The organism is Sutcliffiella horikoshii (assembly GCF_021991925.1).
Taxonomy (GTDB): Bacteria; Bacillota; Bacilli; order Bacillales; family Bacillaceae_I; genus Sutcliffiella_A; species Sutcliffiella_A horikoshii_F.
Genome location: NZ_RXZI01000001.1, coordinates 880,008 through 905,411 on the forward strand (window position 1 = coordinate 880,008; position 25,404 = coordinate 905,411).

Consider the following 25,404-nt stretch of genomic DNA (forward strand, 5'->3'; position numbering starts at 1 on the left):
TTGATGAAATTAGACACGAGGTGTAAAGGGATGAATGTCAAACAATTTATAAAACAACATCGTGATCAATGGAAAGAGCTTGAACAGCTTGCTACCGACTTACATAAAAGAAAAAATATAACGGGTGAAAATCTGCAAAAGTTCCACCGACTCTACCAAAAGGCTGCGCAGAATCTATCATACAGTCAGACCTACTTTCCCGAAGAAGAAGTGACAGTGTACTTAAATGGACTCATATCCAAATCTCATAATCTACTATATAAAGATCAGATTACGAGCTGGAAGCAGGCGGGTGATTTTTTTGGACATAAGTTCATCGGACTACTCTATGAACAATGGAAGTTTGTAGTAATTGCCATGCTTCTATTCACTGTTGGAGGGCTTGGGGCATTCTTTGCTGTGTTGCAAGACCCTCTTTATGTGTATTCCATTCTTTCTCCTGATATGGCACAAAGCATCGATCCAGAAAAGCTTGGTACGAGTGATGGGATGCAGGATGCTCCTGTGATGTCTGCCAGCATATTGACGAATAATATTCAGGTGGCGATTCTTGCGTTTGCCGGTGGAGTCACCTTTGGCCTGCTGACAGTCTATGTATTAATTTACAATGGCGTCATTGTCGGAGCCATTGCAGGGTTATTTTGGCATCATAGTATGACATACGAGTTCTGGGCATACATCGTTCCCCACGGTATGATTGAATTGACAGCTATTTTTATAGCTGGTGGTGCGGGTCTTCTGATGGGTTATAAGCTGTTTGTGCCTGGAGAATATTCAAGAGGCTACCAGCTGAAAGTGAATGCCAAGCGTTCTGTCCAACTGCTGCTTGGGACCATACCGTTGTTCATTATAGCAGGGATAATTGAAGGATTCATTACCCCTGCGGCTATACCGCTGGAAGCCAAGTATTTTGTTGCAGGTATGACGGTCATCGGTTTGATTCTTTACGTTGCAATAGGTAAATTCAGATTGCAAAAATCGCAGTTACAATAGACCTCTGTTGATAGTGTCAATATAATGGGAGACAGCGGCTGTTGCAAGTCTCTCTTCACGGGCCTCCATCATTAAGAGGCCTTGTTTTTCCCATTTTAATTTCTCGCGTTTCTTTATAAGAAGTTGCTGTTGTGCGATAGCTTTTATCATGGTTGCTTCCAGGTTGTTGGTAGCGGACTTTGCTCTTGTAACCAACGTTTCGTCCTCGACCCCAATCATAAAGAAAAGATGCCTTTGTCTGACTCTTTTTAAATAGATGAGGGCGCTTTCTTCATATAGAAATGTTTTAACATCACTGAACAAAAGAATGAGGCTCCGCTTTTTCTGTACAAGCTGTAAATATTGAAAAACCTCCGCATAATTGGATTCTGCTGCATCGACTTGCACGTTGTAGATCGACTGTAAGATGGTTTGCAAGTGTTGCATTCCTTTGGCGGGTGGAACATAGGCTTTCACTTTTTTAGAAAAAGCAAGTACAGCGACATAGTCCCCTTTTTGCAGGGTGGCTGTTGCTACTGTAAGGACTGCTTCAAGCGATTTCTCTAAGCGATTTCCTCTTTTCAGCTCGGCCCCCATCATTCTTCCACAATCCACTAGTATCGTTATATACTTTCCATGTTCTGGTTCATACTCATTCGTCATGACTTCCTGCAACTTTGCAGTTTGGCGCCAGTTAATCTTTCGAGGGTCATCACCGACCACATAGGACCGGATCTTTGCGAATTCCCCGACTCCACTTTTTTGTTTGCGAATGTTAACTCCTTCATGAATCAGATATCTTTGTGCGTTCTCCAAATATTGCTTTGTTTCCGTCAAGTCAGGAATCACCTTAACGGAACGGCGTTGCTCCACCGTCATTTGCTTTTGCCACAAACCGATACGGCTTTTATAGCGTAAAAAGAGTTTCTCAATCTCATAGTCTCCTCTTACCGGGGCAGTTGTTTGGTAGGTGAACAACTTCTTGGAACCTTTTTCAACCATGCCACTTATTGGGAAAGGCCTGTCAAAGGACTGTGGGATTCCATCTTTCCACTCACAAAACATGTCCTGATCGGATGGATTTTCCACCACCATCTTGACAGCATAGGTAATGCCACGCTCCATCTCAGAAGGTAGAACCCTGGTAACTTTCAATACATCCTTACTTGGAGAGAACACAAGGTCCACCAGGGTGAAAAGAACAAAAAATCCATTTAGCAAAAAGATGACAGGCCATGAAATTGCTACAAAAAAGCTTGCAATAATGAACCCTGTTGAAAGAAAAGCATATAGGAGTAACAGCTTCTTTGTTGGCAGAACACCCTTATCTCGGAACAGGAACCGCTCCCACAAGTTCTTCAATGATTTGCTCAACAGTCGATCCCTCCAATTCCATATGAGGAGATAATTGTATGCGGTGTCGTAAGGCTGGTTTTGTCACCATTTTTATATCATCAGGCGTTACATAGTCCCGGTTGCTCAAGTAGGCCCAAGCCTGTGCAGCTCTACCAATGGAAATTCCCGCACGGGTACTTGCCCCAAAGCGGATGGAGTCCGACTCTCGTGTTTTTCTGACGATTTGCATAATATAATCCAAGATATTGTCACTAAGTGTGACCTGCTGGATCTCTTCTCTTATCGAAAGGAAAGACTCCATATCCAATACGGGTGGGACGTCAGAATGGGTAAACCTTTTGCCGATCACCTGTTTTAGAACCTCTGTCTCTTCTTCAAGCCTTGGAAAATCGATATTCAACTTGAATAGGAATCGGTCCTGCTGTGCTTCAGGCAAAGGGTAAGTTCCTTCATATTCAATCGGATTCTGAGTTGCCACGACAAAAAACACCTCTGGCAATGGATAAGTCTCCCCTTGTATAGTTACTTGCTTCTCCTCCATAGCCTCCAGTAAAGCCGACTGGGTTTTTGCTGGCGTACGATTTATTTCATCTGCAAGCATGATGTTTGTAAAGATTGGGCCTTTTAATGTTTCAAATGTCCCTTCTTTCATATTATAGATAGAGCTTCCTGTGATATCACTCGGCAAGAGGTCAGGTGTAAATTGGATCCTATTGAATGTACCTCCCATTAACGTGGCGAGTGTACGAACCATCTGTGTTTTCCCCGTTCCAGGCACCCCTTCCAACAGTACGTGCCCCCCTGCTAATACGGAAGCTAGTAGAAGTCTTACATTCATCTGTTGTCCAAGTATTCTTTCCTCATATTTTTCAAGAAGAGATGCTAATTCAGGCTTCATCCCTCTTCCACCTCATTTCGTAATGTGTCCAGTTGTTTGGACCATAGTAAATATTCCTGCTTCGATATCTTTTCTTTGTTTAACACCGTTGTTAATTGCTGTAAAAACAAATCAATTTCTCCATTATCTTTCGTCTTCCATTTCCTATGTAGAATTTCCGCACAATCTTTCCAATCCTTATTGAAAGGTACTCCCCACTTATCTTGCATCAAGTACTTTACATAATCCGCCTGTGTTAGGAGGGAATCGCGATATGCATTGCCCTTAAGGTGCCATGCTGCCAATGCACGAATGCTCTCATCACTGAACCGGACTGTTTCTTCTCTAGGATGTAAAATCGGACCAAATCTTTTTCCAAGCATCCAAAGCAAAAAGCAAGTTATTATCAAGCCTTGAAAAAGTAAAAGCAAAAACCAATCCTGGTAGACATCTAGGGAGGTTGAACCGGTGTCTCCGTGATTGAATTCATCAAAAAGAATATTGGTATAATCCATTCCTTCTTCTTGTAAAAGGCCGAGTATTAATGGAAGATGGTCCTTTGTCAAGATTTCTCCATTCATAAGCCAGTTAGGAGCCAAGGAGACAATAAGGGCCCCTTCTCCGTATGTCCGCTTCACAGCAATAGCACCGTGAAAATCAGAAAGCAGAACCTCATCATCCCCTGACACATCTATTCTGACGGTAGAATACATGTCTGCTACGTGGCTTTTTTCATGGGAATCAAACACGGTTGTTTCAGGAAACAATAATTCTATATATGTGGTTTGTAAATCAAAAAAGCCCCTTGGATTGGTCTTCATCATTAAGATAGTGTTTCCTTTTTCCATAAAACTGATATAATCTTCCATCGCTTCAGTGTCGGGCATGAAGTATGGTTCAACCATCAGTAACAATTGACGACCTTGTGTTTTTGGAAGTAGTGTAGATGGCTGTTCCCATCTGTCCACATCAAAGCTTTCATTATCCAAGTAGGTATAGAATCCCTTTATTCCATTGGGAGAGGGGGATTCGGAATCAAAAGGTGCGAATTCCTTTGGTTGTTTGGATAAAATAAAGTAGCTACAGATCAGGAATAATAAGAGTAGTAGACCAAGCCATAGCCAACTCTTTTTCATAGCTGAAGAACTTTGCAAATGCCTCCCTCCTTCCATCTAGCTTTCATCGTCGGTATCATTTACCCATCTCATTACAAGGTCCAGATATGGTTGATATTCATCTTTATGGACCTGTTGTTTTCCATATGTTGCCCGATCAAACAATAGGGCAAAGTTTTTAAAAAGATTCGCTTGTTTTTTATGGCCCTCTTTCAATTCCTCGTGATACTCCCAGTTCGTTTTCCAAATTTTTGCTTCCAACCATTCTTTTTCGTGGAAATATAAGAGCATCCCTAAGAACAGATGTCGTGTTGCCAACGAATAGTCTTTCATTCCTTCATATTTTTTTGCCTCATCGATATGTTGGTGATAAGACCATTCCAATTCATTGCTAGAGCGAAATGGCTGTTTGGCTTTAAAGACCTTGTTTTTTCTGTATCTGCTTATGTACAGGGCCAGGACAACTACCATTCCAATAATCACAAGCCCTAACAAAAGAATCAAAATGTTTCCGGCTGTTCCGCTTGTATCGTCCATGGATGGAAAAAGCCTGGAGAGAAAGTCTGCCAGCCAGGCCTTTATTTCTTCCCACCACTTTTGCAATGAATTCCTAGTATCAGCATAATAGATCCGGTACTCATCCCCGTTTAAAATTTCTTCCAGCTTCTCCCTTGCTTCTTCTTCCTTCAGCAAAGTTCATCACCTGCCCTATAAAACGTCGTCGATCCTACTAGTGTGATAGTCATCAATTAAATCTATTAAGTCATCCGCATCATGACGAACCTTTAAGTCTAGGTACATAACAGCATATCCTACAGCCATAATAAGCGTCGTCACCAAAGTGGTGAAACTGACAATCAATCCAAGTAACACGCTGTCCCCCAGGAAAGCTTGAAAAGATAGCTGTAAAGCTATTCCAATGGAAAATGTAATAAAAATGAAGATCATATATAATCCAATCAATTTGAAGCTTCTGCCTTTTGAAAGTCTCCAACTTCGTGTCAGACCAGGGGAGTTTCTGTCCAGGACAACCGAACCAAAATAAAAACTCCATCTTGTAAGTAGAAAAGCGCCAATTAAGAACAACCCTATCCAGATAACGATGGAAAGGATGGTTCCGATAATAAATTCCACAACGATAAATATCATGGAAGAAAAAATACCGGTAAATAATAGCCCAATAAAGATGCCTAATGCGATTAGCACATAAATAATGGTAGACCCAATCATAGGAAAGAATCGGCTAATAGCCTGCTTAATTAGGGAACCAATCGTAAAGTCACGATTTTCTTTTAAATGATTCACTCCTATTAAAATTGCAGCTTGAGCAATTGGGTATGTAAATAGAACGATCAATGATAAAAAAGCAAAACCGAGATCTGCTGCTAGATTGGTAGAGGAAGCTTCAGCAAATTCAAAATTGCTCATCATAGTTTCATACCAGTTTTCTCCGGTCGCCTCTTGACGCAAGAAGTTCTTACCGGAAGCTAAATCAATGATCGCTTGTAATAGATAAATGGGTCCAACAAGCATTAATAAAATAATAAAAAAGTCCTTAAACTTATATTTACTAATTCTAAATGTCTGATCTAGGATTTCTCCGAATCCTTTAGGTTTATTCAATTGATTATTCAACACTTATCCTCCTCTTAACTACTATTCCATATGTTGTCATATCGACTATTTTACCATTATTCTATTAAATTTCGAGTTTTATTTATTCTCTTTTACAAAAATACAAACAAAATGCCTTCCTCCTAAAATATCCTAGAATGGAAGGCATCATGCTTCTATATTTTATCCATTTACCATGTATCCACTTCCTGTTCCGTCCAATTGACAAAATGGCTTAAATAGGAGTCTTGCATAAGGACTTCATAATGACTTTCACCATTTCTTATTACAGGCACTTCAGCTGTTGCAGGAGGTTCAAGTACGATTGGTTCCTGAAGTCGCATGGTGAGGTTCGTGATGTACATTTCCATTGCTTGAGACTCACTTAATTCACCGTTTTCAAAACGATAAGCAATTGGTAGTAGAACTTCTGTAATTAACTTTTCAATACTGAAACCTTCAATGGAAACACTAACTAAAAAGATATCGTTCGTCGAGTCATAAGTGGCACCTTCCGTATAGTATCTTGTTTGACTTAAAGCCGACAAGAAGGCTTCCATGAACTCATTTGCTTGTTCATCACTAATAAAGTGGGAAATGGAATTTTCGTTAAAACCTCTCATAAAGTCAGAAATGAAAATATCTTTAAACATTTGGCGATGGTTTTCCCCTTTTTCTCTAACAAGTTCCATGTCTGTAGAATAAGGGTGCAGGTTGACAAAAGCTTCTACATCCTGGAACACTGTAGCCTGTATGAGGGCATCTACGTACAGCTGGGCCTCCAATGTATGAAGTTCCTTTTCCGGATCGCTTTCATAAGTGTTGTTATTTTCCAAAGAGGAAACTTCTTCGTTTTCCTCTTCAAAAGCTGTATTCGTATTGTTCTGTTCTAGTGTTTGGATTTGATCTATTTCGTTGAATACATAAGAATAGTTGCTTGTTGCTTCCCATTCTAAGTTCTCTCCTGCATTTGAAAATGCATAACTTATTGTTTCTTCGACTTCTGCAGTAAGAAAGGTATCCTTTGCAATATAGACAGTAAAGGCGAAGTCATTTCCGTTCAATTGATCTGGTGTTATCCCAGGAAAAATGGAACTGCCGTCATCTTCAAAATAATAATCTACCATAACATTTGTTATCAATTCTTCTTTCTGTTCCGGTTCCGCATCATATATTAGGACATAGTGATCATCATTTTCTTCTTGGAGGCTAAGCTTTTCTGCAAAATCAGGGTCATACTTTTGATAAAACGAAATCGAGTTGGTGTGCATTTCCTGCTCTAAATTGATGATCATCAGCAACTGTTGCAGTTCCTGGCCCATACTCTCTTGAGTAAATTCACCATCGCTTACCACGACACTTTCTTTTTCTCTATACATGAGGTTTATGCCAACACTCTTAATATTTTCCATATACGTTTTGTCATTTTCCAAGTCGATTTGCATCGTCCCTTCCGTGGTATATTCCTCTGGAGTTTGAACTGTTTCCAAAAAGGTTACTTCCAAATTAGTTACATTTTCATGGGCAGCCATATACTCATCGATCACTTTCTCTACCGTCAGCACTTCATTTACCGTTTCAGCTTCAGCTGTCGTTTCCTCTACCAATTCATTGTTGCATCCTGATAAAAGAAGCAGAAATAAGATAAGGGTCAAAAAAGAAAGGGAATTTTTCATAGAAGCCTCCAGTTTATTATTTTTGTAAGTTCATTCTATATTTGGTTAAATACACATAAATTTCCATAAGTAAACCATTAGTCCTAAACTGGATACATTTTCCGTTTGCTTCAGTATTTAATAATACCTAGGCTCTGTTAAAAAATGCTGTTGCTCTCCGCACTTGGCTTCGCTTTTCTAGGACGTTTGGGGAACCTCCTCTGCTTGTACCTGTGGTTCTCCTCTAAACGCTATCTCCCTGAGGAATCTTCGCCCATTGTTCCAATCAATCAACATCGGTTGCTGCTAAAATATACAGTATGCTTTAGCAGAGCGTATAAAAAAAGCCGTCCTTTCACCCTAGTTGGTGTGAAAGAACGGCTCATTTGCCTTTATTTATAAAAAACCTTTTCAACATTGTATTTTGCTCGCAAAGTATTGGTGATATATGTTTCATAAATTTCTCTTTCCATTGGATCTTCAACGATGCAAACATCAATCCGATATACTTCATCTCGATGGTTCTTTATTGGGGAAACATTGTCTTCAAAATGCTTCTTAATGCGTTGACGAAGCTTCCTTGCTTTGCCCACGAAGAGCAAGTCATCATTTATGTTAAAGAACATAAAAATTCCACCTTGGTCCCTTGGTATTTTGTGGAAATCAATAAACCCATTGATAGGTGTTATGATAGGCTCATCTTGTACTCGAATTTGCTGGCGTTCTGTAATGGAAACGCTCGGGTTTGGTATAGATATGTTAATCAATATATGTCACGTCCTCTTTTTCAGTAGAGCTAAATGGTAACACAATCAGGTAGTAATAGCTATAGTGTTATTACAATTGCTCCTCTATTGCACCATGAATATCGTAGTTTTGAATGTCAAGTTCCATTGGGTCCCCCATTGCAAGTCTTGCAAGCTCTGCACCTAAAAAAGGACCACTAGTTAATCCGGATGCCCCAAGGCCATTTGCTAGTAAAACATTTTCATGCGTTGGGAGCTTACCGATAATAGGTAAAAAACCAGGTGTGAAGGGACGGAAACCAACTCTTGTTTCCAATACAGTACCATCAGTTAGTCCAGGAGCTACCTCCAAGCACTTCCCTAAAATTTCATTCATACCTCCAGCCGTCACTCTGGTATCAAAGCCTGCTTCATCTTCATGCGTTGCACCCATTACTATCCTTCCATTGTCAAAAGAAAGGATATATTGATTGTTCGGTGGCATCACAACAGGCCAATTGTGTGTATCTTTGTTAGAGATTTTCAAATGGATAATTTGAGCTTTTTGTGGAACGACTTTAAAGTGGATTCCAATTGGTTGAAGGACTTCTTTAGACCAAGCACCACAGGTAAGTATTACTTGGTCGGCTTGGATTCTGTTCTCTCCCACTTGAACCCCTGTTACCAAATCAGCTTTCTTCGCAAGCTTCGCATCGCCAGAAATGTATGTTGCGCCATGTTTTTTAGATGCATTTATTAGCGCATTGCGTAAAGCTCTTCCATTTACTTTAGCTCCTCCGCTTACAAGTACGGATCCATACTCCTCTGATAATACTGGGAAAAGCTCTTTTGTTTGAGCGGGGCTCAAAACTGCAACCTCACCAATTTCAGGTGCCTCTTCCCTTCTTTTTATGGCTCTTTCCGCCAATTTCAAAAGTTTTTCCGGCTCTTTATGTAAACTGATCGCCCCAACACGGTTATACCCGGTTTCCGTTTCGCCGTCCAGTTGTAACTGTTCTATAAGGGAGGTATAATATTTCGCTCCTTTTCTAACAAGTGTGTACCAAGCTTTATTTCGTCGCTGGGAAATCCAAGGGCAGATGATTCCTGCTGCAGCATCTGTTGCTTGTCCTTTATCAAAGCGGTCCACAACGGTCACACTCACACCATTTTTGGATAGATGGTAGGCGGTAGAGGCTCCAAGTACACCCGCTCCGATTATTATTACACTTTTCATCCATATGCCCCTTTTCTTAATGATATCTTTGATAAGTGTACAGGATTTGGTCGATGTTCTCAATTCACTAGGTCTCTAGAGTTAAAAAATAAAAGAGGTTAGTCATCTTTTCTTGTAAAAAATACTATCAAGAAGACAAAGGAGTAATGCAGCAACAAGTTCTGTATGAAGAGGAACTGTCATGGTGGAAATTATTTCATCTGTTACATACAAAGGAATCCAGCTGAATAGATATTTGGTAGCAGCTGTTGTCGCAAGGATGGCCCAACGCTTTTTAAGAAGAATGATAACTCGGAGTAAAACGAAGAATGTTGCTACTTCAAATAGTAAAGTGAGAGGGATCAATAACATCACATAGTAAATTAGAGCGCTTTTTGATTCATAATTAACACTGAAGAGCTGAAAAAGTCCTGCGAATCCAAAAACAAACCCGCCGCCAATGACGAATATAGCAAGAATAACCAGAAACGTCATAGAAATGGCCAGGATGATTTTATCTGTACCGCTCAGATTCGGATCGTTATCGTGCCCCATATTGACAACCCCTTTATAAATCCTATTAATAGGAGTTATTCAGAACTTGGAGAAATCATTCCATAAAAAAGCGATAAGTCTAATTGACTTACCGCTACAGACTGTTGACAAACTATAATTTAGTTAGGTTAACTGTTGAAACAGTTGATCTCCGTTGTAGGAGCTTCGCTTTCCGCGGGCGGTCCGGAAGCCTCCTCAGGCTACGCCTTGCGGGGTCTTCCCAGTCCTTCCTCCGGCAGGAGTCTCCGCTCCTTCCACTGCGATCAACTTGAAACTATCATCATTTATGGACTTTGTCTATACACTGAAGCGATAAGTCTAATTGACTTACCGCTACTTTATTGTTTTTTAATCTTTTTCAGAATGGCCGAAATTGATATTCTTCCCATAAAATATTTCATCCATTTCATTTGTAAGCTTGTTTGTAATTTCATACCGCTCATCATCTGTCAGCGTATCTTTGGAATAACCAAATAGGTAATTGTTCAAATCAAACTCTTTTAAGCGGCATTTTGTATGAAATATATTCTCCTGATAGATGTTGACATCAATCATATCGTACAGGCTTTTCACGTCGTTCGGTATGTAGTTTTGTATAGAGTTGATGTCATGATCAATAAACAGCTTGTTACCATTTATATCTCTTGTAAATCCGCGTACACGGTAGTCCATGGTCATAATATCCGTTTCAAAGGAATGAATCAGATAGTTTAATGCTTTTAATGGAGAAATTTCCCCACAGGTTGATACATCAATATCAGCGCGAAACGTACTTATTCCTTCTACCGGATGGTATTCCGGATAGGTATGGACGGTAATATGACTTTTGTCAAGCTGGCATACCACTGAATCCGGCAAAGGTCCAGGTGATTCTTCATAGGACTCGTTCGGAACCTCTACCACTGGTCCCTCAGAAACAAGAACGGTTACACTGGCACCTTGTGGCACATAGTCCTGTTTGGCCACATTCAATACATGGGCGCCTATAAGGTCCGCAACATTTTTCAATATTTTGGTTAAACGATCAGCATTGTATTGTTCATCGATGTAATCTATATAGGCTTCCCGTTCCTGCTTTGTTTTGGTATAACAAATATCATACATGTTGAAACTCAGAGACTTAGTCAAATTATTAAATTCATGTAGTGTAATCCTTTTTTCTGAAGTCAAATCTTATTCCCCCTTCAATTTTTTCTATTATCTATAGTACCCTTTCTCTTATAGAAAAAAACAAATCAACATTTCAGGAAGTTCCTGATCAACTCTTTCTGCTCATAATAAACCGTTTGACCCAGTTGTATCAGTTCTTCCATGTATGTTATATCGTCAAAGGGTATTTCCTCTCCAAGCTCTTTATTAAGCCGGATGTAATTGTCCCCCAAAAGGTGCTGGCATTGATAGGACACAGACTCAGATGATAATTGTAAAGCAAGATCTAAAAGTTTGGGAGTGACCTTCATGGATGGAAAGTGAAATGGCAGCCATTGTCTAACACCCCAATATTTATTCTTCTGAATGGTAAAATCAATTTTTTGAAGCCCTGTTCCAATGGACAGTATCTCCATGTCTTCTAGATTCATTTTGAAATATTCCAACCCTTCCGTTATACATACCATAGAGGGATTGTTTGCCCACAATCCCCCGTCAATGGATAGATAGTCATTTCCAATGTTGTTTGGAGGGAAGTAAACAGGAGCAGAACAGGAGGAAAGCACAGCATCCCAAAGATGAATGGAGAGATCCTTCGCAGCCTTATTTCCAAAATTGGAGCGGTGAACAAAAGGCCGGCCATGTGTCAGGTCCACAGCAGGAATTAACAGGGGACTTGTAATGTCAGTCATCCTCCTGTTCCCAAATGCCTGCATGATAAAGCGACGTAGATGGCGATCGCTGTAGATACTTTTAAACAGCCCTACCTTCGCTTGACGGGTGAATATCTTTTTTCCAAATACCTTGTATCCAGTTAACACTTCTTCCATCGGTTTTTTTATTGATATGGATGAAGCGATAATGGAACCTGTACTAGTTCCGGCAACAAGATCCACTAATTCTGAAACCGGTTGGTTGTACTCTTTTTCTATTTCAAGGAGAATAGAAACTGCAAAAACGCCCCTGATCCCTCCCCCATCAAGACATAACATTTTCATGTACATTACTCCCGCACTCGTTTTTAATTAGGCTTTCCATCTACAACTAAAAAACTCCTAAGAAAAGGGGATCTATGTCCTTTTCTTAGGAGTTAAAGATAGTTTGAGTAGATTTCAGTGTCTCTTTATACTTCAGTAGATGTTCTGCTGTGGAAATATCATGTTCGAACAAAGGGATTTTAATAATTTCTTGTTTTTGAAAAATAGTATGAATCTGCTGTAAATAAGGTCGTTCATTTTTCCTTCTGTTTTCCATAAAAACACCATCTGCATGATCTGGAATAACTTTATTTACAAAAATGGTGGATACCTTAATGTCATGCTTATCCAACATGTTAATAGCTTTTTCCGTTTCAAGGATGGGTAGTCGTTCTGCGTTCAGTACGAATCCATAACCTGTTTTATGTTGATCAAGCAGAATATCCCTTACTTTTACGAACTTCTGTTTTCTTGCTTGTAATTTATCGAAGATCGGATCATCCATCGGCTCTCCATCATTTAACAGCTGAGTATAGTTTTGCTGGACCTTCTTTCTTTTATCCAAAAGCCCACTGATCCAAACGTTCATAAGTTCAGGCAATGAAAGCAGCCTGATTGTATGTCCAGTCGGAGCGGTATCGAAAATGATGTGATCATATGCTTCGAATTCTTCTAATACTATGGTAGTGATTTTATCAAAGAGAGCGGATTCATCAGCTCCTGGTGAAGCACTGGCAAGGTCTATTTGTCGGTGCACTTCTTCCACCATGGTCGCTTTTACCAAACCCTTTAAATTGGTTTTAACTTCGTCTATATACCTTTTTGATTCGGTCTGTGGATCAATCTCCAGTAGATGCAGGAATGGACTGACTGGTAATGGTGTATCTTTGGGCTTAACATGAAAAATGTCCCCAATATTATGGGCAGGATCTGTTGAAACCAAGAGTACTTTTCTTTTGCCTTCTGATAGTAATTGTGCGATTGCGGAAGCTGTAGTGGATTTTCCTACTCCTCCTTTACCGCCGATAAACATAATCTTATGGGTTAAAAGCTTACTCATACAAACTCCTCCTAGCAGCAGCGTATTCCATTAAGCGGTGATTTTTCCATCCCCATTCGGAGATGCCAATCATGGAACCTTTCTATGACAAATGGATATAGCTCCAGGGTGTAGTAAAATGCTGGATTTGGAAGTCCCAGCATTTCAGAAAAGCAAAGCAGGGTGAATAAGTCCTCTTCCTCCCTCAACTCCCTTGCAATTTCAGTTCTGTGTGGCTGTTGGAGTATTTCATCGTAGATCTCGATGACCTTCTTGAATTTTTCCAGGATGTCCATATTGGGCTCCTTTCTGCTTTATCGATTAGGAAAGAAAGAGGATGCCGCAAGTCGCTTCATCCCCTTGGTTTATTACATGGATGGATCTATCGGTGGTTCTTTATCATCCTTAAAGAATACTCTAAAGGCCTCTAAGATGATCCAAAATGCGAAGACGAAGATTATTCCACCTAGAATGAATAGGAGCATATTCGCATCTGTTTCCCCGAGTCCTGACCATGTGAACACCACTTGAACAAACATCGCATAAAGGGTCATAGAGAAGATGAAAACCATCGGCACGAAAGTATAGAAGAAGTTCCTTCCTTGTTTTTTCAACCATACGGAAATTAACAGTAAGCTGACACCCGCCAAAAGCTGATTACTTGTACCGAAAAGTGGCCAGAGCAAGTAACCACCTGAACCAAAGCCATTTGGACCTTTAGGTATCAACACCAACGCAGCACTAGAAACAACAGCTACCGATGTCGCAACATGCATTTTTGTCAACGGCTTAAAGTTATACTCGCTTCCAATTTCCGCAATGATATAGCGCATTAATCGTAAAGAAGTATCCAGACTCGTTGCGGCAAAACTGACCACAATTACTGTAACGATCGTTCGGGCAATGTCAGGCGGTATGGCGATACCTGTAGCAAGTTGGGCCGCCCCATTGATGAAGTTGGACATCCCCCCCAAGCTAGCTGCACCGAAGTCTGAGTACGCGGCCCTGAAATCACCAGCATTTGCAAACAAAGTCGCAACGGCGATAATGGAGATCAAGGCAAGAACCCCTTCCCCTACAGATCCCAAATAACCGACAAAGCGAGCATCTGTCTCTTTATCCAACTGTTTGGAAGTTGTACCCGATGCAACAAGTCCATGAAATCCGGAAATGGCCCCACAAGCAATGGTGATGAATAGCAATGGGAACCAGGAGACATCACTTACTTCATTTGTCATAGGGGCTGTAAGTTCAGGACGCAATACAAGCAATCCTGCATAAAGCATCAATAAACCTACAACCAACTGATGTGAATTGATATAATCACGTGGTTGCAGAAGTTTCCAAACAGGCAAGGTGGATGCGATATAGCAGTAAATCAGAAGTATCACGATCCAGACAAAGAAGGACATGGATACCCCGTCCAATCCGAAGATTACCGTGTTATCCGCCCCACCGAAATAACGAACCAAATCGATTTGTAAGAATTGCACCTTACTTGTTAGTACCGCCGTCCCATACATGACAGCGAGTGCAATCAAGGATGGCAGCAGCATCTTTGCTTTTCTTTTATAGACGGCATAGCCGATCCAGATTGCAATTGGAATTTCGATGAAGATTGGTAGGACCGCAGCCGGAAATTGAATGAATAGATTGGAGATAACCCATGCAAACACAGCATTGACCATAAGAACTAATATTAAAATGATAAATAAAAATAGCATCTTAGCACGTTTACCGATCAAGCGATCAGTCAACGTACCGATAGATTGTCCTTTGTTTCGGACTGAAAGCACCAAAGTTCCGAAATCATGAACACCGGCTGCAAACACCGTACCAAGTATGACCCAAAGGAATGCTGGTCCCCATCCCCAGTAAAGTGCAATTGCAGGGCCTAAAATAGGCGATGCACCAGCCACAGAGGAGAAATGATGTCCCCAAAGGACAACCTTCTTCGTTGGTACAAAATCCACCCCATCATTATACTTATGGGCAGGTGTAACATAATCTGGATCCAGGCGGTAAATCTTTTCTGCGATGAATTTGGAATAATAACGATAGCCCAGAGCAAAAACGATAAATCCGACAATTGCCAACCATACAGAATTCACCCTAATTCCTCCCTCTTTCTATATATGTATACAAGAAAAGATTACTAATCTGTGAAAGCGTTGTCAATATAGAATTCAGAAAATTCATACTAAATACACTCTAGCTTTAGGAGTAGGTAGTAAAATGGGTGAAAAGTAATGATTGTCAGATCTTCTCTAATGGTGTCGTATGTACTAGTTTATATTGAATATTCCGACAAATAGACTTATAATGTGGAAGATTCATGTAAATATATATGAATACATAACCAATCAAGGGGGATTTTTTGTTGAAGCATATGTCATTTTTGTTTAAAAAAGAGGTGCTCCTATAGCACCTCCTTACATAATAAGCTTCTAAAATGGTCGCTTGATATTAAAGTTCTTATGCTTTTTCCGTAGTTTCGAAAAGTGACAGGCATCACACACTGCATATTTAAAATCAGAATCCAGTCTCTTCCCACATTTCTTGCATTGTTTGGTCAGCGTCTTCACGTCCGTTTGCAGACGTTCATGCACCTCGTCACTAAAAGATTCCCTCACTCTTTCCCAATACGCCGCTTCCGTTCTTCTGTCCAATCTATATAAGAAGAGCAAATGAAGCCCGATTGACTTATATGATAGCTCCACATTCTCCAGGCTATCCTTATTCATGAACGGTTCGGGCAATTCATCCCTTGTTACGATAGCTTCCATAGTTTGCTTCCATTGGTTAACGAGTGTTTGCTCTTTTGTAGAAAATGGAAGATGTAAAAAACCATACAGATCATTGACTGTTACCCTAGCTTCAATCATGGTGTCCTCGATCGTTTCATACAGAATCTGTTCTTCATGTAGAGAGGCCTTCTCTGTACCTGCAGGACTCTCGAACTTTTCCCACAGGTCAAAGAATACACCTAGTTTGTTGGAATACTTCTGAAACCGTTCCAATATAGAACTAGTTGGGGCAATCGCAAAGGTATGTACTTGACGATCTTTCCCACCTAAAAGTCTTTCCATTGCTTTTATGTCTCCCGTAAATGCCACTTTTCCGACATCATACATACCTTTGCGGCCTGCCCTACCAGCAATTTGTTTCACTTCCTGTGAAGTTAAACGTCTCCTGCGAGTGCCATCAAACTTTTCATTTTGCAAGAAGACCACTCTTCTAATTGGTAAATTCAATCCCATTCCAATTGCATCTGTAGCAACAATCACAGTTGTTTCCCCATCGAGAAAGCGTTGCATTTGCTTCTTTCTTGTTTCAGGAGGCATACTTCCATAAATCATGCTGACTTGGTGGCCATTATTTTGAAGTACGGATGCCGTCTCTAGGACCCTTTTGCGCGAGAAGCATACAAGAGCATCGCCTCTTTTTGTATCCGATAGAGTAAACGGCCGATTCTCTACTTGTAGAGGTGTGTCCCTTGTATACTCGTTAATCTCTATAGCGGCATCGCCAAGAAGCTGCAAAACCATTTCCTTCATACTGAAGCTACCCACAATGTGCACTTCATCCGCATTAGCCTTTGTAATGGCTTTATACCAGGAAAAGCCCCTGTCCTTATCTGCAATCATTTGAGCCTCATCAATCACAATTACTTCATAGAATTCTTTTTCATAAAACATTTCAACCGTACTAGAGAAATGGGAGGCACCTGGTGACAGCTTCTCTTCTTCCCCTGTTTTAAGGGAGCATGGAACTCCATCGGAATTTAAGGTATCGTAAACCTCCAAGGCCAATAGTCTCAATGGAGCAAGATAAAGGCCGCTTTTTGCTTCTTTCATTCTTTGTAAGGCCTGAAAAGTCTTTCCTGTGTTTGTTTCCCCTATATGTATAACGTATCTTGTACTCCTACCATTGGAGGGAATATACTCCCTTCCAAAGATATCCTCTAGCATCCTCTCTTCTTCTTCTTGCTTTCTTTGAATTTCTGCCAGAATCTCTTCTTCTTTACGTTTACGGTCATTGATATCCCTTTTTAAATATTTCTCATGAACTTCTAAGTTGAAAGGTTGTTCTGCAAGTTCAAGGAGGTCTGTAACAAATTCTCCTTGTAGTTGTTCCATATAGTTATTGACCAATAAATAGAAAGAATTTGCAAGAAGTTTTCTTAGCTTAGATACCGTGAATTCTTCCGTTGTGACGGTTGAATACTCAGATAACATCTCGCTAGGTAGGTCTTTCATTATGAGCCCCGGGAGAAACCCGAACAGGTAATCCGTTATTCTTTTTTCATAGAAAAAATAATACGTTTCATACTCCAAGTACTCTTCATAATAATCAAAACTCTGATGGACAGCACCTGTCAGCTCACTAAAGAAATCCTTCATCGTATGATAGTCATAAGCATTCATAGGTCCAGCCTCTTTTAACACATCTTCCCTTCTATAGGAATCTGTTTCCTCAAACTTTGGGTTATTTTGTAGGTCCTCTTTTACCTTCTTGGCAACAAAGTGTCTGACATATAAAAAATAGTTGGATTGATTTTCTTCCACTATCTTATGAGCAGCCTGATCAACCGTATCAGTAATAGCATCCATTCGTAGTTGCAGGCGTTTTTCTTCCATTCTTTTTTGGAAATGCTCACGGGCCTCTACGTACTTTTGTTCCCAAACAGATGGATTCGTATTGGGGGAATTCTGTAACCACTCCACGGCATCAAAAGGTTCATATTCCCTCATTTCGTTTTTGAATAGTTGGTTGATAATTTTCTTGTCTATCCCTTCTACTTCAAAGCCTCGTGCACTCAATATCTGTTTTTTCTCTTTTCGGGGAACATCATTTGTCACCTTATTTAGCCACACATTGTACCAAATTTGTTCCACGTAATGCTTTCGATCTTCCATATATTCTACAAAGGTTGGCAAATCCTCTTTCGTTTCAAAATACTGCTGTATATCTTCCTCAATTTTAAATTTTGTTCGATCCAAGGATGTGTAGTGAATAATAGTCAATTTGTCCATGATGAAGTCTCCTTTATAAATGTGTGTTTAGAGACTTTAGATGTTAGTTTTAATCTGAGTCTAAAAGCTCTAGTATTTGCTTCGCTGGTATAGCAAGTCCCTTATTTTCCTTCGTTGTTGCATATACCACCCCCACCACTACACCGTCCTCCGTAATGACAGGGCTCCCACTGTTACCGGAATGAACAGGAACATCAATGATTAAAACTTCCGAACGTAGAGAGGAACGAACCATTTCACCTGTAGTACCTTCATTTACAACGAAAGTATGTGCGAGTGGATTTCCAATAATATAAATAGGTAGATTTGCTTCCACCAATTTATCACTTAACGGAAGTGAGGAGAGATTTTCTTCACGTCCAACAATCTTTAACAATGCGATATCATTATCAGGATTTACCATAGATATCTCTGCTGAGTATGTTTCTCCAGTGGAAAAGGAAATCTGGATTAGCTCCATTTTATCAACAACATGAAAATTTGTAACAATTATGCCTTCAGGGTCAATCACAAACCCTGTACCTTTCCTACCATTTCCATTAATGGTTACGATAGCTTCCTTCCATGATTGTATATCACTATCTTTTGATAATTCATTGGATTTTAACAAAAATTGTATAGAGGGGATATTCACAATACGGGGAAAGATGCCCCATATATTCACTAATAAAGCTAATATGATAAAAAATGTTATGTACTTGATTGTCTTTTGTCGTTGTTGTTTTTTCTTTGCTTTCGCTTCTATTTCTTCTTCGGTTATTTGGAAATCCTCCAACGAAGGCTCCTCAAACTCCTCTAATTCTTCCATCTCGTCCTTTTTCAAAGCTCCACCTCTTATCTCAACTTGGTGTTTCATGAAACATATCATAAGAATATTCCCTTGTCACGGTTTGTATCTCAGATTTTTAAAACAGAGTAAATAATAGGAAAAAATAGTTGTTGACAATTTATCATACCGAGCATATAATTTATCTTGAAGTTATAAATCTTGAATTAAAGATATTTTATTAAAAGGGAATTTAGGAGGAATATTATTATGGCTAAAACAGTATGGAATGTAGACAAATCCCACAGCACAGTGGACTTTTCTGTGAAGCACATGATGTTCGCTACAGTTAAAGGCGGATTTCATGAATATGATGCAACAATCGTTGCAGATCCAACAGATTTAACAACAGCTGATATTGAATTTACAGTGGATGTTGCAAGTATCGATACACGTAGCAGTGACCGTGATGCTCACCTTCGCTCTGCTGATTTCTTTGATGTAGATAATCATCCAAAAATGACGTTCAAAGCGACAACCATTGAAAAAACAGACGATAACGAATATAACGTAACAGGAGATCTTACTCTACGTGGTACCACAAAATCAGAAACATTCTCCGTTGTATTTGAAGGAACTGGTCAAGATCCTTGGGGAAATGAAAAAGCAGGTTTTGCAGTTGAAGGAAAACTTAAGCGAAGTGACTATGGCTTAACATGGAATGCTCCACTTGAAGCTGGCGGCGTGCTGGTTGGAGATCAGATTAAAATTGCATTGCAACTTCAAGCTGCTAAAGGTTAAGGACTATCTAGAAAAATAAAGGGAATTGTCGCATTGGCAATTCCCTATTTTTTATTTATTCACTTCTTCCCAAATTAATACCGCAACTTGCAAGCATGTTATGGAGGAAAAATCAGTTGAAAAAGAATAATCCATATACTGTTTAATCTGTTCAGCAAATTCGTCTACCGTGTTAACTTGTTGTAATGCATCTACCATTTTTTCTATCTCTTGTTGGTACCTGTCTTCCCCGGCTCCCATTGCAAGCAGATCCATCGGGTCCCATTCATTAACAATCTTGGTGACGATTTCTTTTTTCCTTTGCTTGGATACACTGATATAACCCTCCATCAATAACACCTGCCCCAATTTAGTTTGAAAGAGCTTCGTAGAATTTGTTAGTCAATTCTATCGTGTATCTGCTTCCGCCTCTGTCGATAACATCCTCGATCAGCATTGCGGTCAATAATGTCGGGTCTTTCTGATCATAAGAAACCCAAAGGCCATTCTCCAACCTTTCTTCTTTCTTGATCTCTGCTGTACCGGTCTTCCCTGCAATCTCACGGCCTGGAAGGCTTGCCACACTAGACTTACCTTCTGTAACTGTTTTTCTAAGATTGTTCTGAAGAAGCTTAGCATTTTCAGGGGATACGATATCTTTCCAAACATCAGATGACTCTTCCTCCAATAGTAAAGGCTTCATCATTGATCCATCATTGACTACCCCACCGTAAATGCTTGCAAGGTGCACGATGTTCAACAAGAATTCTCCTTGTCCATAAGCGGTGTGAGCCAATAGGACTTCATTGTCGAAGGATCCAGAGTTGGAAATTTGAGAATTGCTTACAGGAGGATAAGCGAAAGGAAGTTCTTCTCCAATACCTAATTTCGCTAATCCTTCTTCAAAATCCTTTATTCCAATGTCAATTGCTGCTTTAGCAAAGTAAATATTATCTGAGTTGTTCAGTCCACTCACTAAATCTACTTTCTTATCGTCTTCATAGACCCTTGTTACTTTACTGCCTCCGATATCCCATTGCTTGTCATGGATATCATATTGGTGGTTCGGGTCAAGCTTGCCGCTTTCAAGACCGATAATAGCTGTAAGGAGCTTCATGGTGGAGCCTGGGGAATAGGTGTATGGGAAACGATTTAGGTTTGAATCAATCCCCAACTCTTTCAACCTATCCTCTTTACTCTGTGTTGGACCCATCGTGAAATAATTGGGGTCATATGCCGGCGTACTAACCAAGCTGAGTACTTTTCCTGTTGTAGGATCTATGACAGTGGCAAGACCGGCATCATCCTTCATAGTCTCATATAATTTGGCCTGCATTTCTGCGTCTATAGTCAACGTGATATCTTCTCCGCGGATGGGTTCAGTTCGAGCTATCGTTTTTGTTGAACCATCTTTTATCTGGGTAACTTCCATGCCCTTTGTGCCTCTAAGTTGTTGTTCATATAGACCTTCAATACCCTTTACTCCAAGTCTATCACCAGGTTTATATCCTTCATACTTTTCTAATTCTTCACCATTGATTTCCCTGATATAACCTACCAAATGGGCTGTTGCCTCTTCATAAGGATAGACTCGCTCAATTGATCTATTATTTCCCACACCTTCAAATTCATTTACAATTTCCCAAATTAAAGATTGATCTTTCTCACGAAAATCTTTAATCACCATTGCATAGTGAGGTTGAGCCCAACTTACAGTATATTCTTTAATTATATCTTCTTCTGACATATCAATCATTTGAGCTAATTGTGTTAAATCTTTATCAGCATCGAATTTTTCTGGAGTGATATGCAGATTCATCACTTCTTCATTAGCAGCAAGCTTGTTCCCCTTACTGTCTAAAATTTCACCTCTTGTTGCTTTGGTGTACTCAATTTCAAACTCATCTGTCAAATCATATTCAGGGAAAATAAAACTGGGTTCCCACTGGATATACCAATGTTCGTTATCCTCTTCATCTAGAACTTTATCCATGACAAAATTCACTTCGTAATCTATCTTTCTAGCAAATGTGTCATAGGTGATCTTACCTGGAATGGTGACGGTTTCTTGACCTTCCCATTCAACTTCCTGATCCAACACTTCTACTTGTAGATTTTCCATTTCAAAAAGCTCATAAACCTCTTTATGTTTTTCTTCAAAAAGTTGCAGTGGTACATTCTCTTTTGATTCAGGTTGGAGATATTCCTCATACATACTTGAGAAATCTTGTTCCTCCCAAATAGTTATGTAGTCGTTTAATACATCATAAGGATTGACGGGTTCCTTTTGACACCCGGCTAGTATTAACAATAAGATTATCGTAAATAATCCCTTTTTCATTGAAGCCCCCATCCTTTCTTGTCTCTTTGTTTTAAGGATACATGAATTTCCATATTGGTTAAAGGAAAAAGATTCATTTGTTTCTTGGAATAACCAGTTTGCAGGTTTGATTTTTAATGGCTATAAAAGTTGTTTTCATGGAGTACATGATATGATGACAATCTCAACTTTAAAAATCGCTCAAGATTGTCTTTATCCACCTTATAATGACAATCTCAACTTCAAAAATCGTACAAGATTGTCTTTATCCACCTTATAATGACAATCTCAACTTCAAAAATCGCTCAAGATTGTCTTCATCCACCTTATAATGACAATCTCAACTTCAATAATCGCTCAAGATTGTCTTCATCCACCTTATGATGACAATCTCAACTTCAAAAATCGCTCAAGATTGTCTTTATCCACCTTATGATGACAATCTCAACTTCAAAAATCACTCAAGATTGTCTTTATCCACCTTATGATGACAATCTCAACTTCAAAAATCGCTCAAGATTGTCTTCATCCACCTTATGATGACAATCTCAACTTCAAAAATCGCTCAAGATTGTCTTTATCCACCTTATGATGACTATCTCAACTTCAAAAATCACTCAAGATTGTCTTTATCCACCTTATGAAGACAATCTCAACTTCAAAAATCGCTCAAGATTGTCTTCATCCACCTTATGATGACAATCTCAACTTCAAAAATCGCACAAGATTGTCTTTATCCACCTTATGATGACAATCTCAACTTCAAAAATCGCACAAGATTGTCTTTATCCACCTTATAATGACAATCTCTACCTCAAATAATGGCTCCTGCTGGTCTACTGCTGGTCTACAACCTCGGTTGTTATGGTAAGAGCTCTTTACTCCACGTCAAGTTAATACAAAAATTACTAATTAAAAACGAATCTCACCATCCCCTTGATACCAAAACAAAAAACCTCCACTTAAAAAAGTAGAGGTTGAGGTCTTTCTATTGTCCAAACCAAGTATCAGCCAAAATCTTATATGATTTCAACCTTGCTTGTTGATCATACACATGCGTATTCACAATTAGTTCATCCGCTTGTGTTTCTTCCACAATTGCTGCAAGCTTATTCCTAACTGTTTCTGCATTACCTGTAACTGTATATTTCAATTGTTGTGCAACCACATGTTTCTCATACTCACTCCAAAGAGTGTCCATATCTTCCACTGGTGGCTTCAACTGGCCAGGGTTGCCACGAATCAAATTAAGGAACTGCTGCTGAATCGATGTCGCTAAGTATTCCGCATCCTCATCACTATCCGCAGCAATAACGTTCACACCAATCATGGCATATGGCTTCTCCAAATGCTCTGATGCTTTAAAAGAACTACGATAGATTTGAAGTGCAGGAAGCGTATAGTCTGGTGAAAAATGACTGGCAAAAGCAAAAGGCAGCCCTTGTTCTGCAGAAAGCTTAGCACTGAAGCCACTTGAACCGAGCAACCAAATGGGAACATTCAGACCTTCTCCAGGTACGGCTTTTACCTTAGTGGTTCCATCAGGGTGAAAATAGGAACGTAATTCCGCTAACTGATTAGGAAAATCCTCTCCCCCTGTTCTGCGTTCTCTTCTAAGGGCGGATGCAGTCAGTTGGTCACTTCCTGGTGCGCGGCCAAGGCCGAGGTCGATTCTTCCAGGATACAAGGATTCCAACGTCCCAAACTGTTCTGCTATGACAAGGGGTGCATGGTTGGGTAGCATAATCCCGCCGGAACCAACTCTTATTGATTTTGTAGCACCTGCTATATGCCCGATCACGACAGAAGTGGCTGAGCTTGCAATACCTCGCATATTATGGTGTTCGGCAAGCCAATAGCGGGTAAATCCTAGAATTTCCACATGTCTTGCAAGTTCCACACTATTTTTAAAAGATGTTTGAGCATTACTTCCTTCCACGATTGGGGCTAAATCCAAAACAGATAATGGTATCTGGCTATTACGAACGGTCATTATAAAATCTCCTTTCTTACTTTGGAGCTTTCTCGAACTCTTCTTTTATTTTCACAAGTAAATCTTGTCTGATTAAAAGTTCATAAGCAGTTGTTGCCATTGCTTTTGCACCAAGGATCATTGCTACTTTTCCTTGCTCACTCAATGCTGCATCACGGAATTCTGTAGTATGGCAGCTATACAACTCATTACAGATTTTTATATACGGATGAATGGACGGAACTACTAGACTTACATTTCCCATATCTAAGGAGCCAGATCCGTCTCTATTTTCATCAATTTCTCCTGAGTCCACTCCAAGCGATATCAGCTGTTCTGTAAAGATATCTGAAAGTGTTTCATTGGTCACCATGTTATCGTAGGATAGTTCATAGTTGGACATTTTCATTGTTGCACCTGTCATCAATGCTGCGCCTTCAGCTATAGATTTCACTTTTTCTACCAATTCATTCACATAACTGCGTGTTTTGGCGCGAACGTAGAATTGAGCAACAGCATAATCTGGGACCACATTTGCAGCTTTGCCGCCTTCAGGAATGATTCCATGAATACGTGTATCGCTAGTTACATGTTGCCTTAAGGCATTGATGCCGTTAAAAGTCTGAATCACAGCATCCAATGCATTAATTCCTTTTTCCGGGTTTGCCGCTGCATGTGCCGGTTTCCCAAAGAATTCAAATTGGACAGCATCCATCGCAAGCGAGGAGCCACTCTTAACATAGGAATGCAATGGATGGACCATCATCGCTGCATCCAATTTATCAAAGATACCTTGCTCAGCCATTGTCACCTTGCCGCCCTTGGTCTCTTCGGCAGGAGTACCATATACGATTACTTTGCCGCCAGTTTCTTGTAATACTTTACTAGTGGCAATCCCAGCTGCAATCCCCATTGTACCTATTAAGTTATGACCGCAAGCATGTCCGATCTCAGGTAGTGCGTCATATTCACACATAAATCCGATGGTCGGACCCGGTTTCCCGCTATCATAAACAGCCTCGAAAGCAGTTGGCAGGTCACAAATCCCCATTTCCACATTAAACCCTTGTTCAGAAAGTTTATCTGAAAGGACTTTGGCTGATTTGAATTCTTCATGTCCAAGCTCAGGATTTTCACCTATATATGTACAAATCTCAAAAAAATCATTTTTATGTGAATCAAGGAAATCTGTTATGATTTGCTTCATTAATTAATCCCCTTTAAACAATTTATTTAGTGAATGGAAATATAGTAACATGAAGTTTCTTCAAATAATAATA

22 protein-coding genes are annotated in these 25,404 nt (G+C 39.8%); 2 read left to right on the forward strand and 20 right to left on the reverse strand.

Features of this window, described 5'->3' with window-relative positions:
• Positions 1–30: 30 nt before the first annotated feature.
• The gene (locus tag EKQ44_RS04330) at positions 31–993 is read left to right on the forward strand and encodes a stage II sporulation protein M (RefSeq protein WP_237662316.1); all 963 of its coding nucleotides are present in this window, start codon (positions 31–33) and stop codon (positions 991–993) included.
• Here EKQ44_RS04330 and EKQ44_RS04335 read toward each other — a convergent pair.
• The 16 genes from EKQ44_RS04335 to EKQ44_RS04410 all read right to left on the reverse strand — a co-directional run bounded on the left by EKQ44_RS04335 (position 985) and on the right by EKQ44_RS04410 (position 19,109).
• A complete protein-coding gene (locus EKQ44_RS04335) occupies positions 985–2,346 on the reverse strand; it encodes a DUF58 domain-containing protein (RefSeq protein WP_237662317.1) in 1,362 nt (453 codons plus the stop codon). The genes EKQ44_RS04330 and EKQ44_RS04335 overlap by 9 nt on opposite strands.
• Positions 2,297–3,226 carry an AAA family ATPase gene (locus tag EKQ44_RS04340; RefSeq protein WP_237662318.1) on the reverse strand — a complete coding sequence of 310 codons (930 nt, stop codon included), beginning with the start codon at positions 3,224–3,226 and terminating at the stop codon, positions 2,297–2,299. Before EKQ44_RS04340 ends, EKQ44_RS04335 begins: the two co-directional genes overlap by 50 nt.
• Positions 3,223–4,359, reverse strand: coding sequence for a DUF4350 domain-containing protein (locus EKQ44_RS04345; protein WP_237662319.1), 1,137 nt, complete (start codon positions 4,357–4,359; stop codon positions 3,223–3,225). The genes EKQ44_RS04340 and EKQ44_RS04345 overlap by 4 nt, the downstream gene beginning before the upstream one ends.
• Before the next feature lie 18 nt (positions 4,360–4,377).
• Positions 4,378–5,013 carry a DUF4129 domain-containing protein gene (locus EKQ44_RS04350; RefSeq protein WP_237662320.1) on the reverse strand — a complete coding sequence of 212 codons (636 nt, stop codon included), beginning with the start codon at positions 5,011–5,013 and terminating at the stop codon, positions 4,378–4,380.
• Between the two features lie 15 nt (positions 5,014–5,028).
• Positions 5,029–5,955, reverse strand: coding sequence for a hypothetical protein (locus EKQ44_RS04355; RefSeq protein ID WP_237662321.1), 927 nt, complete (start codon positions 5,953–5,955; stop codon positions 5,029–5,031).
• Positions 5,956–6,125: 170 nt separating this feature from the next.
• Complete coding sequence (locus EKQ44_RS04360; protein ID WP_237662322.1) at positions 6,126–7,610, reverse strand: DUF6612 family protein; 1,485 nt, start codon at positions 7,608–7,610, stop codon at positions 6,126–6,128.
• Positions 7,611–7,981: 371 nt separating this feature from the next.
• Positions 7,982–8,356, reverse strand: a complete 375-nt coding sequence (locus EKQ44_RS04365; protein WP_237662323.1) for a nucleotide excision repair endonuclease — start codon at positions 8,354–8,356, stop codon at positions 7,982–7,984.
• A gap of 70 nt (positions 8,357–8,426) precedes the next feature.
• Positions 8,427–9,551, reverse strand: a complete 1,125-nt coding sequence (locus tag EKQ44_RS04370; protein WP_237662324.1) for an NAD(P)/FAD-dependent oxidoreductase — start codon at positions 9,549–9,551, stop codon at positions 8,427–8,429.
• A gap of 102 nt (positions 9,552–9,653) precedes the next feature.
• Positions 9,654–10,085, reverse strand: a complete 432-nt coding sequence (locus tag EKQ44_RS04375; protein ID WP_237662325.1) for a YrvL family regulatory protein — start codon at positions 10,083–10,085, stop codon at positions 9,654–9,656.
• 348 nt (positions 10,086–10,433) lie between these two features.
• On the reverse strand, positions 10,434–11,255 hold the full coding sequence (speD, locus tag EKQ44_RS04380; RefSeq protein WP_237662326.1) for an adenosylmethionine decarboxylase: 822 nt from the start codon (positions 11,253–11,255) through the stop codon (positions 10,434–10,436).
• A gap of 65 nt (positions 11,256–11,320) precedes the next feature.
• On the reverse strand, positions 11,321–12,232 hold the full coding sequence (locus tag EKQ44_RS04385) for a CBASS cGAMP-activated phospholipase (protein ID WP_237662327.1): 912 nt from the start codon (positions 12,230–12,232) through the stop codon (positions 11,321–11,323).
• Between the two features lie 85 nt (positions 12,233–12,317).
• Entirely contained in the window at positions 12,318–13,271 is a 954-nt protein-coding gene (locus EKQ44_RS04390; RefSeq protein ID WP_237662328.1) for an ArsA family ATPase, read from the reverse strand.
• 11 nt (positions 13,272–13,282) lie between these two features.
• A complete protein-coding gene (locus EKQ44_RS04395; protein ID WP_237662329.1) occupies positions 13,283–13,546 on the reverse strand; it encodes a cory-CC-star protein in 264 nt (87 codons plus the stop codon).
• A gap of 72 nt (positions 13,547–13,618) precedes the next feature.
• Complete coding sequence (locus tag EKQ44_RS04400) at positions 13,619–15,361, reverse strand: carbon starvation CstA family protein (protein ID WP_237662330.1); 1,743 nt, start codon at positions 15,359–15,361, stop codon at positions 13,619–13,621.
• Positions 15,362–15,697: 336 nt separating this feature from the next.
• Positions 15,698–18,286 carry a DEAD/DEAH box helicase gene (locus tag EKQ44_RS04405; RefSeq protein WP_237662331.1) on the reverse strand — a complete coding sequence of 863 codons (2,589 nt, stop codon included), beginning with the start codon at positions 18,284–18,286 and terminating at the stop codon, positions 15,698–15,700.
• A 49-nt stretch (positions 18,287–18,335) separates the two neighbouring features.
• Positions 18,336–19,109: a S1 family peptidase gene (locus EKQ44_RS04410; protein WP_237662332.1), complete on the reverse strand. Its 774-nt coding sequence runs from the start codon at positions 19,107–19,109 to the stop codon at positions 18,336–18,338.
• Positions 19,110–19,322: 213 nt separating this feature from the next.
• Here EKQ44_RS04410 and EKQ44_RS04415 point away from each other — a divergent pair, with 213 nt between their 5' ends.
• Positions 19,323–19,853: a YceI family protein gene (locus tag EKQ44_RS04415; protein ID WP_223493520.1), complete on the forward strand. Its 531-nt coding sequence runs from the start codon at positions 19,323–19,325 to the stop codon at positions 19,851–19,853.
• A 51-nt stretch (positions 19,854–19,904) separates the two neighbouring features.
• On the opposite strand, the gene EKQ44_RS04420 is transcribed toward EKQ44_RS04415, so the two are convergent.
• The 4 genes from EKQ44_RS04420 to EKQ44_RS04435 all read right to left on the reverse strand — a co-directional run bounded on the left by EKQ44_RS04420 (position 19,905) and on the right by EKQ44_RS04435 (position 25,331).
• On the reverse strand, positions 19,905–20,183 hold the full coding sequence (locus tag EKQ44_RS04420) for a DUF1871 family protein (RefSeq protein ID WP_237662333.1): 279 nt from the start codon (positions 20,181–20,183) through the stop codon (positions 19,905–19,907).
• Positions 20,184–20,202: 19 nt separating this feature from the next.
• Positions 20,203–22,173 carry a penicillin-binding transpeptidase domain-containing protein gene (locus tag EKQ44_RS04425; protein WP_237662334.1) on the reverse strand — a complete coding sequence of 657 codons (1,971 nt, stop codon included), beginning with the start codon at positions 22,171–22,173 and terminating at the stop codon, positions 20,203–20,205.
• 967 nt (positions 22,174–23,140) lie between these two features.
• Positions 23,141–24,145, reverse strand: coding sequence for an LLM class flavin-dependent oxidoreductase (locus EKQ44_RS04430; RefSeq protein ID WP_237662335.1), 1,005 nt, complete (start codon positions 24,143–24,145; stop codon positions 23,141–23,143).
• A gap of 16 nt (positions 24,146–24,161) precedes the next feature.
• Positions 24,162–25,331 carry a M20 family metallopeptidase gene (locus tag EKQ44_RS04435; RefSeq protein WP_237662336.1) on the reverse strand — a complete coding sequence of 390 codons (1,170 nt, stop codon included), beginning with the start codon at positions 25,329–25,331 and terminating at the stop codon, positions 24,162–24,164.
• Positions 25,332–25,404 lie beyond the last annotated feature (73 nt).

Coding starts and splice junctions, on each gene's coding strand:
- EKQ44_RS04385 (WP_237662327.1), bottom strand. CDS start 12,232: ATGAAAATGTTATGTCTTGATGGGGGAGGGATCAGGGGCGTTTTTGCA.
- EKQ44_RS04415 (WP_223493520.1), top strand. CDS start 19,323: ATGGCTAAAACAGTATGGAATGTAGACAAATCCCACAGCACAGTGGAC.
- EKQ44_RS04405 (WP_237662331.1), bottom strand. CDS start 18,286: ATGGACAAATTGACTATTATTCACTACACATCCTTGGATCGAACAAAA.
- EKQ44_RS04430 (WP_237662335.1), bottom strand. CDS start 24,145: ATGACCGTTCGTAATAGCCAGATACCATTATCTGTTTTGGATTTAGCC.
- EKQ44_RS04340 (WP_237662318.1), bottom strand. CDS start 3,226: ATGAAGCCTGAATTAGCATCTCTTCTTGAAAAATATGAGGAAAGAATA.
- EKQ44_RS04390 (WP_237662328.1), bottom strand. CDS start 13,271: ATGAGTAAGCTTTTAACCCATAAGATTATGTTTATCGGCGGTAAAGGA.
- EKQ44_RS04360 (WP_237662322.1), bottom strand. CDS start 7,610: ATGAAAAATTCCCTTTCTTTTTTGACCCTTATCTTATTTCTGCTTCTT.
- EKQ44_RS04330 (WP_237662316.1), top strand. CDS start 31: ATGAATGTCAAACAATTTATAAAACAACATCGTGATCAATGGAAAGAG.
- EKQ44_RS04435 (WP_237662336.1), bottom strand. CDS start 25,331: ATGAAGCAAATCATAACAGATTTCCTTGATTCACATAAAAATGATTTT.
- EKQ44_RS04395 (WP_237662329.1), bottom strand. CDS start 13,546: ATGGACATCCTGGAAAAATTCAAGAAGGTCATCGAGATCTACGATGAA.
- EKQ44_RS04425 (WP_237662334.1), bottom strand. CDS start 22,173: ATGAAAAAGGGATTATTTACGATAATCTTATTGTTAATACTAGCCGGG.
- EKQ44_RS04420 (WP_237662333.1), bottom strand. CDS start 20,183: ATGGAGGGTTATATCAGTGTATCCAAGCAAAGGAAAAAAGAAATCGTC.
- EKQ44_RS04370 (WP_237662324.1), bottom strand. CDS start 9,551: ATGAAAAGTGTAATAATAATCGGAGCGGGTGTACTTGGAGCCTCTACC.
- EKQ44_RS04375 (WP_237662325.1), bottom strand. CDS start 10,085: ATGGGGCACGATAACGATCCGAATCTGAGCGGTACAGATAAAATCATC.